Source organism: Enterococcus sp. S22(2020) (assembly GCF_020295385.1).
Lineage (GTDB): Bacteria > Bacillota > Bacilli > Lactobacillales > Enterococcaceae > Enterococcus_L > Enterococcus_L dunnyi.
Genome location: NZ_JACFUD010000010.1, coordinates 1 through 14,493 on the forward strand (window position 1 = coordinate 1; position 14,493 = coordinate 14,493).

Annotated in this window: 23 protein-coding genes; 21 read left to right on the forward strand and 2 right to left on the reverse strand. The window is 35.5% G+C overall.

Going from position 1 to position 14,493, the window contains the following annotated elements; translation table 11 throughout:
- Positions 1-221: 221 nt before the first annotated feature.
- The 7 genes from H3T55_RS16060 (at position 222) to H3T55_RS16090 (ending at position 3,070) form a co-directional block, all read left to right on the forward strand.
- Entirely contained in the window at positions 222-467 is a 246-nt protein-coding gene (locus H3T55_RS16060) for a hypothetical protein (protein WP_225535358.1), read from the forward strand.
- A gap of 7 nt (positions 468-474) precedes the next feature.
- Positions 475-714, forward strand: coding sequence for a hypothetical protein (locus H3T55_RS16065; protein WP_225535359.1), 240 nt, complete (start codon positions 475-477; stop codon positions 712-714).
- Positions 715-813: 99 nt separating this feature from the next.
- On the forward strand, positions 814-1,278 hold the full coding sequence (locus H3T55_RS16070; RefSeq protein ID WP_225535360.1) for a hypothetical protein: 465 nt from the start codon (positions 814-816) through the stop codon (positions 1,276-1,278).
- Between the two features lie 50 nt (positions 1,279-1,328).
- The gene (locus H3T55_RS16075) at positions 1,329-1,805 is read left to right on the forward strand and encodes a hypothetical protein (RefSeq protein WP_225535361.1); all 477 of its coding nucleotides are present in this window, start codon (positions 1,329-1,331) and stop codon (positions 1,803-1,805) included.
- 337 nt (positions 1,806-2,142) lie between these two features.
- A complete protein-coding gene (locus H3T55_RS16080; protein WP_225535362.1) occupies positions 2,143-2,517 on the forward strand; it encodes an ASCH domain-containing protein in 375 nt (124 codons plus the stop codon).
- 31 nt (positions 2,518-2,548) lie between these two features.
- The gene (locus tag H3T55_RS16085; protein ID WP_225550251.1) at positions 2,549-2,815 is read left to right on the forward strand and encodes a hypothetical protein; all 267 of its coding nucleotides are present in this window, start codon (positions 2,549-2,551) and stop codon (positions 2,813-2,815) included.
- A 9-nt stretch (positions 2,816-2,824) separates the two neighbouring features.
- Positions 2,825-3,070: a hypothetical protein gene (locus H3T55_RS16090; protein WP_225535363.1), complete on the forward strand. Its 246-nt coding sequence runs from the start codon at positions 2,825-2,827 to the stop codon at positions 3,068-3,070.
- A 298-nt stretch (positions 3,071-3,368) separates the two neighbouring features.
- On the opposite strand, the gene H3T55_RS16095 is transcribed toward H3T55_RS16090, so the two are convergent.
- The gene (locus H3T55_RS16095; protein WP_225535364.1) at positions 3,369-3,464 is read right to left on the reverse strand and encodes a type I toxin-antitoxin system Fst family toxin; all 96 of its coding nucleotides are present in this window, start codon (positions 3,462-3,464) and stop codon (positions 3,369-3,371) included.
- A 271-nt stretch (positions 3,465-3,735) separates the two neighbouring features.
- Between H3T55_RS16095 and H3T55_RS16100 the strand changes: the two genes are divergently transcribed.
- From H3T55_RS16100 to H3T55_RS16135, 8 genes are all read left to right on the forward strand, one after another.
- Positions 3,736-4,188 (forward strand): helix-turn-helix domain-containing protein, encoded by a 453-nt coding sequence (locus H3T55_RS16100; protein WP_225535365.1) that lies wholly within the window; start codon positions 3,736-3,738, stop codon positions 4,186-4,188.
- A gap of 18 nt (positions 4,189-4,206) precedes the next feature.
- Positions 4,207-4,401, forward strand: a complete 195-nt coding sequence (locus H3T55_RS16105) for a transcriptional regulator (RefSeq protein ID WP_225535366.1) — start codon at positions 4,207-4,209, stop codon at positions 4,399-4,401.
- Between the two features lie 477 nt (positions 4,402-4,878).
- On the forward strand, positions 4,879-5,175 hold the full coding sequence (locus tag H3T55_RS16110; protein ID WP_225535367.1) for a TIGR04197 family type VII secretion effector: 297 nt from the start codon (positions 4,879-4,881) through the stop codon (positions 5,173-5,175).
- Complete coding sequence (locus tag H3T55_RS16115; RefSeq protein ID WP_225535368.1) at positions 5,172-5,540, forward strand: DUF3958 family protein; 369 nt, start codon at positions 5,172-5,174, stop codon at positions 5,538-5,540. Before H3T55_RS16110 ends, H3T55_RS16115 begins: the two co-directional genes overlap by 4 nt.
- Positions 5,531-6,937, forward strand: coding sequence for an LXG domain-containing protein (locus H3T55_RS16120; RefSeq protein WP_225535369.1), 1,407 nt, complete (start codon positions 5,531-5,533; stop codon positions 6,935-6,937). The genes H3T55_RS16115 and H3T55_RS16120 overlap by 10 nt, the downstream gene beginning before the upstream one ends.
- Positions 6,938-6,951: 14 nt before the next feature.
- The gene (locus H3T55_RS16125; RefSeq protein WP_225535370.1) at positions 6,952-7,290 is read left to right on the forward strand and encodes a hypothetical protein; all 339 of its coding nucleotides are present in this window, start codon (positions 6,952-6,954) and stop codon (positions 7,288-7,290) included.
- Between the two features lie 78 nt (positions 7,291-7,368).
- Entirely contained in the window at positions 7,369-7,932 is a 564-nt protein-coding gene (locus H3T55_RS16130) for an SOS response-associated peptidase (protein WP_225535371.1), read from the forward strand.
- A gap of 203 nt (positions 7,933-8,135) precedes the next feature.
- Positions 8,136-8,762, forward strand: a complete 627-nt coding sequence (locus H3T55_RS16135) for an alpha/beta fold hydrolase (protein ID WP_225535372.1) — start codon at positions 8,136-8,138, stop codon at positions 8,760-8,762.
- Between the two features lie 46 nt (positions 8,763-8,808).
- Here H3T55_RS16135 and H3T55_RS16140 read toward each other — a convergent pair whose 3' ends face one another.
- Positions 8,809-9,804, reverse strand: a complete 996-nt coding sequence (locus H3T55_RS16140; RefSeq protein ID WP_225535373.1) for an IS30 family transposase — start codon at positions 9,802-9,804, stop codon at positions 8,809-8,811.
- 161 nt (positions 9,805-9,965) lie between these two features.
- Here H3T55_RS16140 and H3T55_RS16145 point away from each other — a divergent pair, with 161 nt between their 5' ends.
- The 6 genes from H3T55_RS16145 (at position 9,966) to H3T55_RS16170 (ending at position 14,426) form a co-directional block, all read left to right on the forward strand.
- Complete coding sequence (locus H3T55_RS16145) at positions 9,966-11,279, forward strand: Y-family DNA polymerase (RefSeq protein WP_225535374.1); 1,314 nt, start codon at positions 9,966-9,968, stop codon at positions 11,277-11,279.
- Positions 11,276-11,782, forward strand: a complete 507-nt coding sequence (locus H3T55_RS16150; RefSeq protein ID WP_412523587.1) for a hypothetical protein — start codon at positions 11,276-11,278, stop codon at positions 11,780-11,782. The genes H3T55_RS16145 and H3T55_RS16150 overlap by 4 nt, the downstream gene beginning before the upstream one ends.
- Before the next feature lie 62 nt (positions 11,783-11,844).
- The gene (gene pepG1 / locus H3T55_RS16155; RefSeq protein WP_225535376.1) at positions 11,845-12,012 is read left to right on the forward strand and encodes a type I toxin-antitoxin system toxin PepG1; all 168 of its coding nucleotides are present in this window, start codon (positions 11,845-11,847) and stop codon (positions 12,010-12,012) included.
- Between the two features lie 237 nt (positions 12,013-12,249).
- Positions 12,250-12,543, forward strand: coding sequence for a type III secretion system protein PrgN (locus H3T55_RS16160; RefSeq protein ID WP_225535377.1), 294 nt, complete (start codon positions 12,250-12,252; stop codon positions 12,541-12,543).
- Between the two features lie 601 nt (positions 12,544-13,144).
- Positions 13,145-13,957 (forward strand): ParA family protein, encoded by an 813-nt coding sequence (locus tag H3T55_RS16165; RefSeq protein ID WP_086347190.1) that lies wholly within the window; start codon positions 13,145-13,147, stop codon positions 13,955-13,957.
- A gap of 19 nt (positions 13,958-13,976) precedes the next feature.
- Positions 13,977-14,426 carry a hypothetical protein gene (locus H3T55_RS16170; protein ID WP_225535378.1) on the forward strand — a complete coding sequence of 150 codons (450 nt, stop codon included), beginning with the start codon at positions 13,977-13,979 and terminating at the stop codon, positions 14,424-14,426.
- Positions 14,427-14,493 lie beyond the last annotated feature (67 nt).

Genomic DNA, 14,493 nt, shown 5'->3' on the forward strand with positions numbered 1-14,493 from the left:
TGAGGATTCTCAAAAACGCAGTTTTTGGCAAAATAAAAAAGCTGCCCCAAAACTAGGGCAACTTCCAGTGATATCAATATTCTATATTCGTTAAAATATGAATTAATCAAATTATCGAAAACGCTCGTTTTTGGTATAAAAGCCTCTTTCCTTACATTTAATGTTAAAGGAATGAAGCAGCATTGTCAATTTGAAAAAAGGATCAGAAAGGATGAACTGGAATGTATGTTATTCAAATGACGGATGAGTTCGGCATTACCAGTATTTTTTCTTCGACATACAGATGGGGAGGAGAAGTGAAAGCTCTAATAGCTATTGAAGGTGTTAATAAACCAAAAATATATTCAAGTGAAAAAAGGGCTAAACAAGGTTTAAAAAGTTTAGAACTTAGATTAGCAGCAGCAGATAAAATGGAAATCATTCCGTATGGAGGGAGTATCAAAAAGAATCAACAACTGAAGGAGTGAAAAATAAATGTACCTAACAAAAAAAGAACTGCTTTTTTTGACGTTCTTACTTGATGGTTGGGGTGAGGCAGGGTTTAATGATTCCGAAATGTGGAATGCTTTAACGCCTGATCAATTAGATAATATCCAATGGCTTTTTGATGGCAAGGATAGTTTTGAACTAAAGCTAAAAGAAGCTGGCTACACTCTGCAGAAAGTTATAGATGAAATGGACTTGCCGGAAGAGATAAAAGACTATCTTCGATAAGTTCCCAAAAAGGATCGGAAATGAAGGAAGAAAAAATGGAAAAATCAAAGGACGAAAATATTAAAATTAAGAAAATATAATAATAGAGGAGAGATATTTATGGCTTATGATAAAGCAAAATGGCATTTTGATGCTGAAGATTTTCCAGAAGGCATTGAAATTGAACAAGGTGGAGTACATATTGCTTTTTTCTATAGATGGATGATAGAAAATAATTTTTCTGGACAAGATATGTTAGAGGAAGTATCTAACGAAATACAACTAATAAAAGAAGGAAAGTATAGTGCTCTTGATTTGCTATTTGATTTTTGTGATGGTGTTTTTATGGGAGAAGACTTTGAAGGGAAAGGAGTAGAATTTGCAGACCAATATTACGAAACTGGAACTCCCTTTTCAGAAAAGTATAGTTCTTACTTAGAAGATTATATAAATTTGAAGTTAGAACATATGAATGATTTAGAGAATTCAGATTATGGTGTGACATTCACCAATAGAAATTATGAGATAGTAAAAGCTATCATAGATAAAAGATACAGTGAATACTTAAATTTTATTGAAAAATAATCGTAGTAAGGGATGTATCAAAAAGGATCAGAAGAGGAGAGTTTGAATTTATGAAGGAATATATCAAAAGTCTTTCTGAGTTAAGAATTGAGGAGATACCATGGCAATGCTTATCAACGCCCTATGGTACAGGTGAAATGATTCCAGAAATGATTAAAAACAAAGAGATTAAAAAGATTGGAAATCTAATAGAACACCAAAGTACTTTATGGCAAGTAACTCCTTGGACAATATGGTTTCTATTAAAACTACCTAGTGCTACATATACAACTGAGGAGCAAGAGCAACTAAATGATTTGATTGATACTATTTTATTTTGCTGTGAAGAGTACGATGTAGCTAATCTTACCAAAGATAGTATCCACAATAATCCACTGCATTTACTGCATTCAGAATATTTATGGGATGATCAGATTGATAGTGATTTAGAATGGGAAAAGACTGAGCCGAGGGGCTATGATCAAAAAACATTTGCTAGTTATTATTGGTACAGTAGGAAGTTCATTTTAGACTATCAAAATAAATAGGATTCTCAAAACGGATCAATAGAGGTGAAAACATAAAAGAACATGGTATAGGAGACTATCTTCAGAAAGATGGCGATGTGTATAAGATAGAGCCGTTTCAGGTACACAACGAAGAACTGGCTGAGTATGGGCTGTTATCCACTTTTTTGAAAGTTACTACTAACGAAATGTTTTGTACACCGTTTCTAATTGCTAAAGATGATATGAGTTTTGCTCATGCTACAAAACAACAAAAAGAAAATTTTGATAAGATAGCACAGCTGTACAAATAGTTCTCAAAAAGGATCGGTAGCAGCATGAATGAGATTCAAAAAGGATCAGAAAGTAGGCGAATAATATGAAAGTATTGTTATCTATTAAACCTGAATTTGTGGAGAAAATAATTGCTGGAACAAAAAGGTTTGAATACAGATCCAGGATGTTTAAAAATAAAGATGTTTCGTCTGTCATTATTTATTCCACTATGCCTGTAGGTAAAGTTATAGGTGAATTCACCATTGAAAATATTATTGAAGACACACCTGAAAAACTTTGGCAGAGAACGAAAGAGTATTCAGGAATAACTGAAGCATTCTTCAATGGATATTTTAGTGGCAAAGAGAAAGGTTACGCAATTCAAATAAAGAAATTTCTTGAATATGAAAGACCTTTAGACTTGAAAGAAATAGATGTAAGTGCAGCACCACAATCATTTAAGTATATCGAAAAATGATTATCAAAAAACGATCAGAAAGGATGACAAAATGAATGTAAATGATTTTGCGTTGATGGCTAGTCTGATAATGATAATTCTACCAGCTGCAATATGGTTAGCTTTCAATCTGTTACCTAGAATTATAGCTACTGGATTCAAAACGAGCCTCTATCTTAAAACATTAGGAAATAAAAGCTACAAAGAGTGGCGAACTTTCATGAAGAGTCCGTTACCACCCGTTTATGGAGGGGCAACTTTTATTCATAAAAATTCGATAAGAAATATGGACGGCAATTTGCCGAAAAAGGATAATTAGGAGGAAAAAATGATTGAAGTGTTAGGAGTTTTAGCAGTTATTTTGGTGTTTTCATTTGTGTGGAACATGCTCTTATGTAAATATAAACAGGCTTTATTAAGTATAGCAGGAGCTGTTTTCTTTGTTGATATTGTTTCATTCCTTAACAAGTCAGATCATGGCAGTGCATATTTTATTTTGTTAAGCATTGTTAATGCACATTTAATTGTGTTTTTTTACCTGTATTTGACAGGTAGACTGGAAAATACAAATTGATTACCAAAAGGGATCAATATCAGTATGCATGAGATCCACTAAGTAAAATTGCGTAGAAGCGAACGATCGATAATACCAGAACATGGCCTGGACCCTAATGTTTTATCATAAGCAAATTTAGGAGAGAAACGAAAATGAGACACCTCCTTTTGACACTTTGGTATACTTTATGGTAAACTAAATCTGCGAAACGTAAGAAGTTCGACAGAGCAGCACGAAAGCCCTCCTACAGCGAATAGGAGAGCTTTTTTTGTACACTGGATGCGACGGCCAGCGCGTGGGTTATTAGGCAACTGCTTTAATTATCGTCCCGATCAGATAACCAATGATCGACTAGTGTTGTCACTAGAGCCACAAAAAGTGGTGCGATAATCAACGTAAGAATTTCGTACATGAGAGCAGTCACCCCATTTCTGGGCAGTTGCCATTTATAATTGTACCATTATTCAAATTTTAATCCTATATCACATTAAAAATTAGATTGAATATCCTAAACGAATAATTCAGACACAAAACAGATAAGACGAAGCATGAGTAATACTAAACTGTGTGTCTTTTTTGTATTAGCCTAAATAAACGGTTTACTGAGTTTCTTTTCTTCAAACAATAAATATTGTATAATAATATATAACAATATTTATTGTTTGAAGGAGTAGAGGAACATTATGATCAATTTAGCAGAATTAAAAATAATGACGTTTCCTGAAGCAAGTGAACGTTGGAATCGAGAGCGGACGTTTGTTTTCCAAAAATATTTTAGTTCACCGGATAAATTTCTACCAGGATCAGTTGATGTCATTGGAAATGGTAAAGGAACTTGGATTATTACGAAAGAAGGAATGGAACATTTAACGGGTCAAACAGAAAAAGAAGCAAATGCAGGCCTATGGCGTGTAATCGTAGAGTTTGATTTCAGAATATTAGAGGAACACAGCTGCGATTCTGAAGGAGAAGCAAGAAGTCTTCTTGAAACGCTGGCCAGAAAGGAACTAATCAAACGATCACCGGAGCTGCTTGATCAAGTAAAGTTCTCCTATTTAGATAAGCAAAAGCGGAACTATGGTGTTAGAATTGCTGGTAACACAGTAATCTATGCTAAAAAGATTAGCAAGAAGTAAAAAATGGAGGTCTAAAAAGTGGCAAGAAAAGTATATGATCAATGGAAAATAGAACATACCCAATTTAATCGATCAGAAGTGTTCTATGTAGAATGCGATTGTGGTGAATTAGCTCGAACTGCATTTCCAAAGAACTATTTTGAATGTTCAGAATGTGGGAAAAGATACGCACTGCATTATGGCGATTATGTTGAAATTGAGTCAAAAAAATGAGAGCCACTGAACTACTAACTATTTTGTCAGTTGATTTTCAGCATGATGTTGTCCAGGACATCAAGGTGGAACTTCAGAACAAAATATCACCAATTGGCAAAGTAGAGCGGCAAGAAGGTTGCCTGGTATTAATAGCCACTGACGGGAACATGAAACCATTGGAAACCAAAGAGATAGTGACTACGCTGATGTTAAATAAGCCATTAAAGTTAGTCAAGATCGGTGAAAATATACAACCGATATATGGTTGTAGGGTCGTAGGTAATTCATTGATTTTGTAATGGAGTTGTCGATTCCGGAAGAATGAGTTAAACTAAATTTAGCGGATCTTTCCGCCACATCGTTAATCTGTCTGATTCTTTATTGGAGAAATTAGGCAGATTTTTTCTATATTTAAAATGTAATCCTGTTATTAATGGAAAAAATACCCCTCTTTTTGTGTTAAACTAGTGGTAACTAGACAAAAAGGAGAAAATTATGGGGATCAATAGTAGTTTATCGATCGCTGGTGGTGTATCTGCACAAATGAGTAAAGCAGCAAGTGGATTGTCTTCAGTCAATGCAACAACTTCTTTGGCAGAGCGCACGTCGGTCAGTGGCAACACGAACGCAAAGAATAGCTTAACAAGCGTACATAGTAGAGGGCAACGGTTATCGAATGCAATTGCTCGTGATGGAAATAATATTCATTCCGTGGCCAAAGAGTTTGCGGCAATCGATCAAAAGATAAATGCCAGTATGACGAACCTTTTTAATGGAGTGACGTTCAAATGAAACAGGTAGATAGAGAAGCGATGATCCAGCTGGAACTCACACAACTGGATTTAGAGCAAGAAAGCAATCAAAGAGAACTGAGAAAGCTGGCTGAAGCTGAATATGACTATGGTGAGATCCAAAACTTGGAACAGCGATTTTACCAGGAATTGATGGAAGCGAATCAAGGGGCAGAAAAGCAACATTACTTTGTCGAGTTAGAAGCTGAAGCACGCTCACTACAACAAAAACAACGTCTGCGAGTCGAGGAACGATCAGAAGTACTTTTAACAGAACAGAAGAATCTCGCTGATAAAGAAGATCAACTATTTTTGGAAAGAAAGCAGCTGCTTGATCAGGAAGTGGGTGCGGACGAATGGGAGTAGATTTTTTTGTTGGCGAAGTCAACAGTCAAAGTGCTGCTGCGAAACAGATGGCCGCTCAGTATGTCCAGTTCAGCGGTGTTCTAAAAGATAGTGTCAGTCATTTTATGAGTGCGCCTTTATCCGGTAAAACGTATGATTCTGCGAAGCAGTATTTTTCTGCAGTTTATCCAACGTTAGCCAGTGGATTTATCCTGGTATGTGAAGCATTGATTGAAGCACACAGTAAGTTTCCTGAAGAGTTTCAATCACAAGTCGATACCTGCGATGTGATCGAGGAGCAACTGAAGGCAGTGATCGCACAAGGCAATTTGACCTTACAAAGCATGGCTCAACGAATGGATAAAGAGAAAGAACCCAATCAAGGACTAGAACAACGTTACATGCATGTACAGGCAGCTATTAGAGAAAGTGAAGAAAAGCTTCAGAAGCTCTATGCTTTTCATGCCAGTTCTCCAGGTCTTTTCGCTGATTTTGAAGCACAGTTGGCCAACTTTGATGCTGGACTAGCTGAAGTCGAAAAAGGTGCTGCATGGAATGCTTCTTCCGGAACATTTGATTTAGGAAGAATGAATATGTCTTGGGCAAAGCCGATCAGCCGTGCTTGGGACAAGAGACAGAAAAAGATCGATGCAAAAGTAGAAACTCACCGATTAGAAAATCAAGAGATTACTTATACTTTTGATGAATTTGGAAACGTAACAGGTGTCTATGTGGATGGTACATTCAATCCTAAAATGACTATAGCAGTCCAGGAAGCAATCGCAACAAATAATTGGAATGCATTAAAGGATTTTGGTGTAGGGATTGCAGATAAAATTTATGAAAACTTCGGACTGAGTGCCTTAATGGGAGAACGTACACTTGATACTGATTCTGTAGGAACTAAGCCGTATGCCGTTGCACAGTTTGTGGGAGACCTTCTTTCAGTCGCAGGTGGTGCAGCTGAATTTATTGGTGGTTTTTCTTGGCTAGTAGGTGGTAATGCTGCTTCACTTGCAGGTACGCCGTTTACAGGTGGAGCTACTGCAACATTAAGTCCTGCAGTAACGGCTAGTGGTGCAGCTGCAATGACTCATGGAGTTGGAACGATTTGGAATGCATTTAGCAGTTTCGGAGAGGGGTATGATCTTGATACAGGTGATGTTACTCCAGGTGGCCGATCAATGTCGAAACATGGCGCGGAAAGAGCGAATGAGAGAGGGTTTTCTCCGGAAAGAATCGATGCTATTATCGATAACAATATGAAAAGCAGAAAATCAAAAGTTGATTCGCTTGGACGGAAAACCTGGGAATACAAAGATCCAAGAGGAAATAAAGTAGTAACCAATGAAAGGGGAGGGATTGTCTCTGTACATTCCCCTGATCCGGATGGAATATATATACCAAAACCAAAGTAGAAAGTTGGAGTAAAATGACAGACTTTTTTAAAAAGATAGCAGAAGAAATAAATCACGAACATGAAACAGGAATTGAATCTGAGATCAATTCATTTATAGAATATCAAGGAGAAGATATTAAAAAATTCTCTTTAGGTTTTGATAAAGATAGAGAATTCTTTATTTTAAAAATTGAAACAAACAATATGGAACTACTGGAGAAAAAGCAGTTGTTTAGAAAATTGGTCCGTTTTATTGAATTTCCTCACACTACATTCTACACAGTAGAACAAAATGGTGAGTCTCTTCACTATCAACTAATTTCATATTCTAAGAAAAATATAGGTTTTGTTTTGGATGCGCAGTTTATTTAACAAATCAATATCTTAGCAAATCTCCCCTTCTGCTTGTAGAATGATGATAAGTTATTCAACAGACAGGAGGGTTTTCGTATGTGCGGAAGGTTTTTGTTAGATCCAACAGATTCTAAAGAGATCGAGGAAATTATCTGGAAAATAGAAGCAAAGAACCAGGAAATCAAGACTGGAGAAATATTTCCAACGAACACAGTCCCTTTACTAGTCGGCACGTCTGATCACGATATCGATGTTGAAGCAATGGCTTGGGGTTTCCACGGGTTTAAAAAGTCTCAATCGATCATAAATGCACGGTCAGAGACAGTCACTGAAAAGAAAATGTTTGCTAAAGCATTCAGCAGCACTCGTTGTGTCTTCCCCACTTCCGGATTTTATGAGTGGGACCAGGAGAAAAGAAAATTCCTCTTCAGAGAAAAAGGTGCTAAAATTCTTTATTTAGCTGGGTTTTATAAGAAGTTTGAGGATGGAAACAGAAGTATTATTTTGACAACAGCAGCCAATAAGTCAATCGAAGCGATACATAATCGTATGCCGGTTATTCTAGAAAAAGAAACGATCGATCGCTGGTTGTTTGATGATCAGTTTGCTACAGACTATCTAAAACAACCGATGCCGGACTTGATCAGCAGTGCAGTTTGACCTGAAAATAAGAAATGTAATGGACTTATGCCGTATGCATAAGTCTTTTTTTCTCTTGGTAGAGTTTCTGAGGCTACTAGAATTGTCTAATTAAATGCAACACTTTTATTCACTTTCTATTTTTGTTAGTATTAATATAGAAGGTTTTTTATTCTGGAGAACTGAAATATGCACATTTACAAAAAGGATGGAGTAGATTAACATTGAAAAATAAAGTAGTATTTTTACATGGGCTAGGTCAAGATTCAACTAGTTGGAATGAAGTTGAATCAAATTTACATAGCAATATAGAAAGTATCTATATTGATTTTCAAAAGATACTGAAGAACAAACAAATCACATATCAAAATTTGTATGAAGAGATTTGTAAAATATTAGATAATATAGAAACCCCGTTTAGCATTTGCGGATTATCACTAGGCGGAATGTTAGGGCTAGAATATGCAATTGAACACCCTGAAAATATTTCAAATCTTATTTTAATAGGTACTCAATATAAGATTCCTAAAATATTATTCTCACTTCAAAACTTAGTATTTCGTGTCTTACCTAACAAATTTTTTAAAAAAATGCATTTTTCTAAAAAGGATATACTTTCGATTACTACTTCAATGAAAAATATAGATTTCTCAAAGGATTTGGAAAACTTAACTGCCCGAACACTCATTATTTATGGAGAAAAGGATAATGCAAATAAGAAAGCTTCTGAGGGTTTAGCTAAATCTATACCAAATTCAAGATTATTGATCCTTAAAAACGCTAGACATGAAGTTAATTTGGATACACCCAAAAATTTATCCGATGCTCTGTGTGAATATGTAAGCCTATAACGAAGCCGATGCTTGCCAACTATATTTTCAAAAAGCAATTAGTATATTAAACTAAGCTTGAAGATATATTATAAAATATCTCATATGGTGTTTTCCAACTTAGACATTTTCTAGGTCGATTATTTAGTTTATGAATGACGGATTCAATATATTCTTCTGAAACTGGAGTCATATCAGTACGTTTCGGTAAATATTCACGAATTAGCCCATTTGTATTTTCATTTGTTCCGCGCTGCCATGGAGACCACGGATCTGCAAAGTAACAATCAATATCACATACTCTACTGAAATACTTGTACTTTGCAAATTCCGGTCCTCTATCTGGTGTAATCGTTTTGCGGTGCTTTTTGTTTAGAGGAGACAATAGTTTTACAATCATATCCCTTACACAGATTGAATCATTTTTAGGAATTCTGCCCGCTAGTAAAAATCGTGATCTCCGATCAACGAGTGTGACAAGACATGATTTTCCTCTGTGTCCTAATACAGTATCAGCTTCCCAGTGACCAAGTTCTTCTCTAGTCTCAGCTTTTGTTGGGCGCTCATGAATCGTTCTCACATCGGTAAATCGTCCACGACGATCACCGATTCTTTTATTCACCGATTTCCTTCCTTTTCGTCTTAACATTTTTCGTGCCCCAGGACTACCTACAGGAAATCCGTCATCAAATAGACCATCGTAAATAGAGCGATAAATAGTAGGGTAACTGAAAATATATTTATTACTCTCTAAGTTGATTCTATTTGCAATCTGTTCTGGAGACCATTGGTCTTCAAAAAGTAGTTTACGAATGGTTTCTTTATATGGTGATTGATCCAATATTTTCTTTCGCCCACATTTCTGCTTATTCTTATGATACGATTTTTGCGCTTGAGAAGGCGAATAAGCTCTAAACTTTGTAGTATTCCTCTTAAGCTCTCTCATAACAGTTGAAGGACTTCTTTTGATTAAACGTCCAATTCTACGAATAGTAAAACCAAAACCATGATAAAGAAAAATCATTTCACGCTCACGTATCGTAAGGTGTGTGTATGAAGTCATAGCTGAATACCTCCTAGTCGATATAATTCGTCAACACCATTATAACAGGCTTTTTTACCTTTAATTTTTAGTGTTGCACTTAAATTATACATTCGAGTAGACAAAAAGAACAAACGTTCGTATAATTATAGAACAATGTCAGTATAAAAAAGGTGAGGTAAATGAAATTTGACTACAGCAAAGAACCTAGTAGAGATATCCTATGTATCGACTGTAAGAGTTTTTATGCAAGTGTAGAATGTGTGGAACGTGGCTTACACCCTCTTAAAACGATGTTGATTGTGATGAGTGGTGCAGAGAATTCAGGTGGTCTAGTGTTAGCTGCTTCTCCCCTTGCCAAAAAGGTATTAGGAATTTCCAATGTAACTCGATCGAATGAAGTTCCTTATCACAAGGATTTATTGATTGTTCCTCCCCGTATGTCCTATTACATGGCCAAAAATGTAGAGATCAATCAGATTTATAAATCGTTTGTGGCAGATGAAGATCATGCCGTTTTTAGCGTCGATGAGTCGTTTCTTGATGTGACCAATTCCCTTAAATTGTTTGGCTGTAAAAATGCATATGAAATGGCTCAACTGATTCAGCGCAAAGTCAAGGATCAAACAGGTATATATGTGACCATAGGAATAGGCGATCAGCCCTTACTTGCCAAATTAGCATTGGACTTAGAATCCAAATGTAGCAAGGATTTTATTGCCGAATGGCGATATGAGGACGTGCAAGAAAAAGTTTGGAATATCCACCCTATGACAGAGTTCTGTGGTATTGGGAATCGAACAGCGAAAAGACTTAACCTGATGGGAATTAGAACAATCAAGGAAATTGCAGAAGCTGACCCTTATCGGTTAAAAAGAGAATTTGGTGTCATGGGTTTGCAGCTGTATGCACACGCTTGGGGGATCGATCGTAGTTTTCTGGGCCAACGAAAACCAGCTGCTAAAGTTGATAAGTCCATAGGCAATAGCCAGGTACTCCCAAGAGATTACACTCGACAAGATCAGCTGGAACTTGTGTTAAAAGAAATCGCAGATCAAGTTGCTACCAGGTTACGCAGCAGCCACTTAAAAACGGGCTGTGTTGCTGTATCAGTGGGCTACTCTAAAGGATATATTGATAAACAAGGAAGATCAGGATGGCGAAAACAAATGAAAATACAGCTCTCTAACAACACTAAGACCCTCTCAGACTATGTGCTTCAACTTTTTAGATCAGAATACAACGGCCAAGATGTAAGACACGTTGGTATCTCGTACTCAAAATTAGAAAAAACGGATTCCCTTCAGTTGGATTTGTTTTCTGATCCTGAGGAAGAATTTAGTGAGCAGCGCTTAGACTTTTTAATCGATGCTATCCGGAAGAAATATGGCTTTAAATCATTAATACATGCCTCTTCCCTGCTTGATGGCGCGACTGCTGTATCACGATCAGGTTTAGTTGCCGGACACGCTGGCGGAAATGTTGGGGTACAATGATGAAACGTACAAAAAAAGAGTTTTTTGACTATAACGAATATCGTGATCGTGGCATGGCTTATAAATGGGATACGGCTTTTGCTATAGGTGAGCTGCAAGAAGGAATCAAGGAGTCTTCAGTTGAGTCTAGTAGAGATTTGGAACGTCTCCCCCAGCAAAATAGGAAATACATTGAATACTGCCTAGAACGCTCGATAAAACACAATAAGATACTTGAGATACAGTTAAACAGCTTAGATGAATTAGGGCGTGTAAAGGAGCCTATATGGGGAAATTTTAGAGGATTCTGTGATCTGGATGTTCTTTTGATTGGTGATCACTACTTAGATTATACAGATATCCGTTTTATTACGATCCATGACTTTAGAAAATGGTCGGAAGATCCTCAAAGTGATCTCCCCTCCCCTTTTTCCTTAAGTGATCTATCAGTTACGAGTGAATTTCAAGAAGAGCTAGATCTAATCTACTCAGACTATTTTGATGATGATAACTGGATCGAATAAATATGGTATACTAATTGATGTAGAAAAGTTATGACGGTGGCGCTCTTTAGGAGGTGGTGCATATGATTGTGTGTACTGAATCTATTGAAAGGAGAAGCCTTTTGTCCGCATTAGAAACAATTCAATTGATCCTAAGCTTCGGTATGTTTACCATTGCTTTGATTAAATTGATTGTAGATATGCTTAAAAATGACAAAAAAAATGACCGCTCATTAACTTTGGCAAGTTAGCGATCATTTTTACATGATTTAAAATTATGCTGCCGTCTTAAACGGTTCTACTGGAGAAAGATATGTTAGCGCATGTCTTTCTCTTTTTTTCATTATAGCATAAAAGTTTTTTCATTGCCACAAGCTGCATACATTAGGAGTTTCAGGCTTGTTCTCCCCTGGCATGTAGTGCTATAATTTAAGTAAGTCATATTATTGCAAACGCAATAATATGACTAATTAAAGGAGCCTCCCACCATGAAAACTAATACCTATGTATATCCGCACCCTATCAATACATTCATTATCAAGCAACTAGGGGTTACTGTAGAACAATTCTGTGAACTACACGGCTATCCTCAATCTACAGTGGCTACATGGATCACTCGCAATCGATCTGTAGAGAACCTACCTGCTTCTTTTATCTATTCTCTCTCATTAGCCGCAAGTAGATCTATGGATGTAGTCTATTCTGATCTATTACTGCTGCAAGATGATTATAAGCAACACCTTCATGATCACAGACGTACAAAAAAACATATCGATGGATAAAAAACAACAGATTGATGCATATTATTTCATATCTATAAACTATCCCACTTAATTGCAGGGTAGTTTTTTTATTTATCTTATAAGTTATAAATTATATTTTTAAACTTATAACTTATAAGATAAAACGAATTGTCTAGGGTTATTGATTCATAAAACAGCTCGTCCATACATTTGTGTCTATTGCAACAATTCATTTGGCATATCTGAAGGTGATCATAGATACTATTTAAATCCATACGAAAACTTCCCTACTAAATTTATTGAAATAGATAGCCATATATTTCGAGGAAGTTGTTGCTCTAGCACTTGTCTGAAAAATGCAGCATTGAATGTCGCTATTGAAAGTATAAAGCCAGAGTATGCAAAATATTTTGATGCTAGTCTTATCAAAATTGATATCTATAATTACACTGACAATTTAGAGATCAAATAATATATAAGTTATAACTTATATATTATTTGTTAACCTTATCCCCTATATGACAATGTTTCATATTTTTCTTATAACTTATAATTAAAATAAGTTATAAGTTTATTGACTTTCAATATTTAATAACTTATAATATAAATAAGTTATTAAATATTGAAAGAAGGTAGCTATATGACAGCAACGACTTATGTAGTAGGAAACTTTAAAGGTGGCGTTGGTAAAACCAAAATTGTTACAATGCTAGGTTATGATAATGCAGTAATCAAAAAAAGAAAAACTCTTGTAGTAGATCTTGATCCACAAGCAAATGCTTCTCAAGTGTTAGCTAGAACAGGTAATATCCAATCCATTGATAAGACAATCACAACTGGTCTTCAACAAATGGATCTTACTGATTGTGTGACTCCTATTATAGAAAATTTGGATTTAATCGCATGTGATACAAGCTTTAGATCTTTTACAAAGTTTGTTATCAAAAATTTTGATGATGAAGTAGATCAAATATCAGTATTAGCAAAACTTTTGCAACCACTTAAAGAAAACTATGACGATATTTTTATTGATGTCCCCCCTACTATTAGTGAATTCTCAGATAACGCTATGGTTGCTGCAGATTATAGTATCATTGCTTTTCAAACTCAAGAAGAATCATTAGATGGTGTTAAAAAATATGTAGGGTATCAGAATTTCATGGTTGAGCGATACGGAATTGATTTACAAGTAATCGGAATACTCGCATGTATGCTAAAAAGAGATAGTGACTTCGATGAATCAAAAATGATCGAAGCAAAAGAACTTTATGGCTCTTCAGTCTTTGATACAGTAATTCACTTTCAAGAACGTCTTAAAACCTATTCTCGTGATGGCATTCATTTAAATGTAAACAAAAATGGTAATTACGAACAGTGGGATTATCGTGCACATAAAGTCTTTATTGATATTTTGAATCAAGTTGAAGCTCGTAAACAATATCTAAATTCATAAGAAAGGATGGTCCGTAACCATGACTGAAGATAGATCAACATTTGGTAGTGAAAATATTGTACCGCAGCAATTTGATACACTATTAAAGAAACCAAAAAAGGGGAAAACTATTGATATAAATGGTGAATTTGATTTCAGTAGTGATGTTTTGACTAAGACAGTAGCAACAAGCACAGCTGCTGGACCAAATACTAATGAAAGTTCGTCTAAACGAGGTCGTCCTGTCACTATAAAAGACCCTCGATACAAAGTAAATCGTCCTAAAATGATATCTTCTGCTTTGGAAAGTAAGTTATCAGTACTACAAGATTATGTAGAGGAATTTCAAGATATCACTGGAAGAATCACTTTTGAGAAATATATAGATACACTGGCTGAGTTTTACATAAAACAGAAGCTTGGAATAGCAAAAGAAGAACATTTACGCTTTGAAATTAATGAAGCATTTGAACAATTAGAAAAGAAATAATTAGTCCTTTTTAAGTTATAAGTTATAAAATAAATCTTATTATCAATATATAAGATATAACTTATAA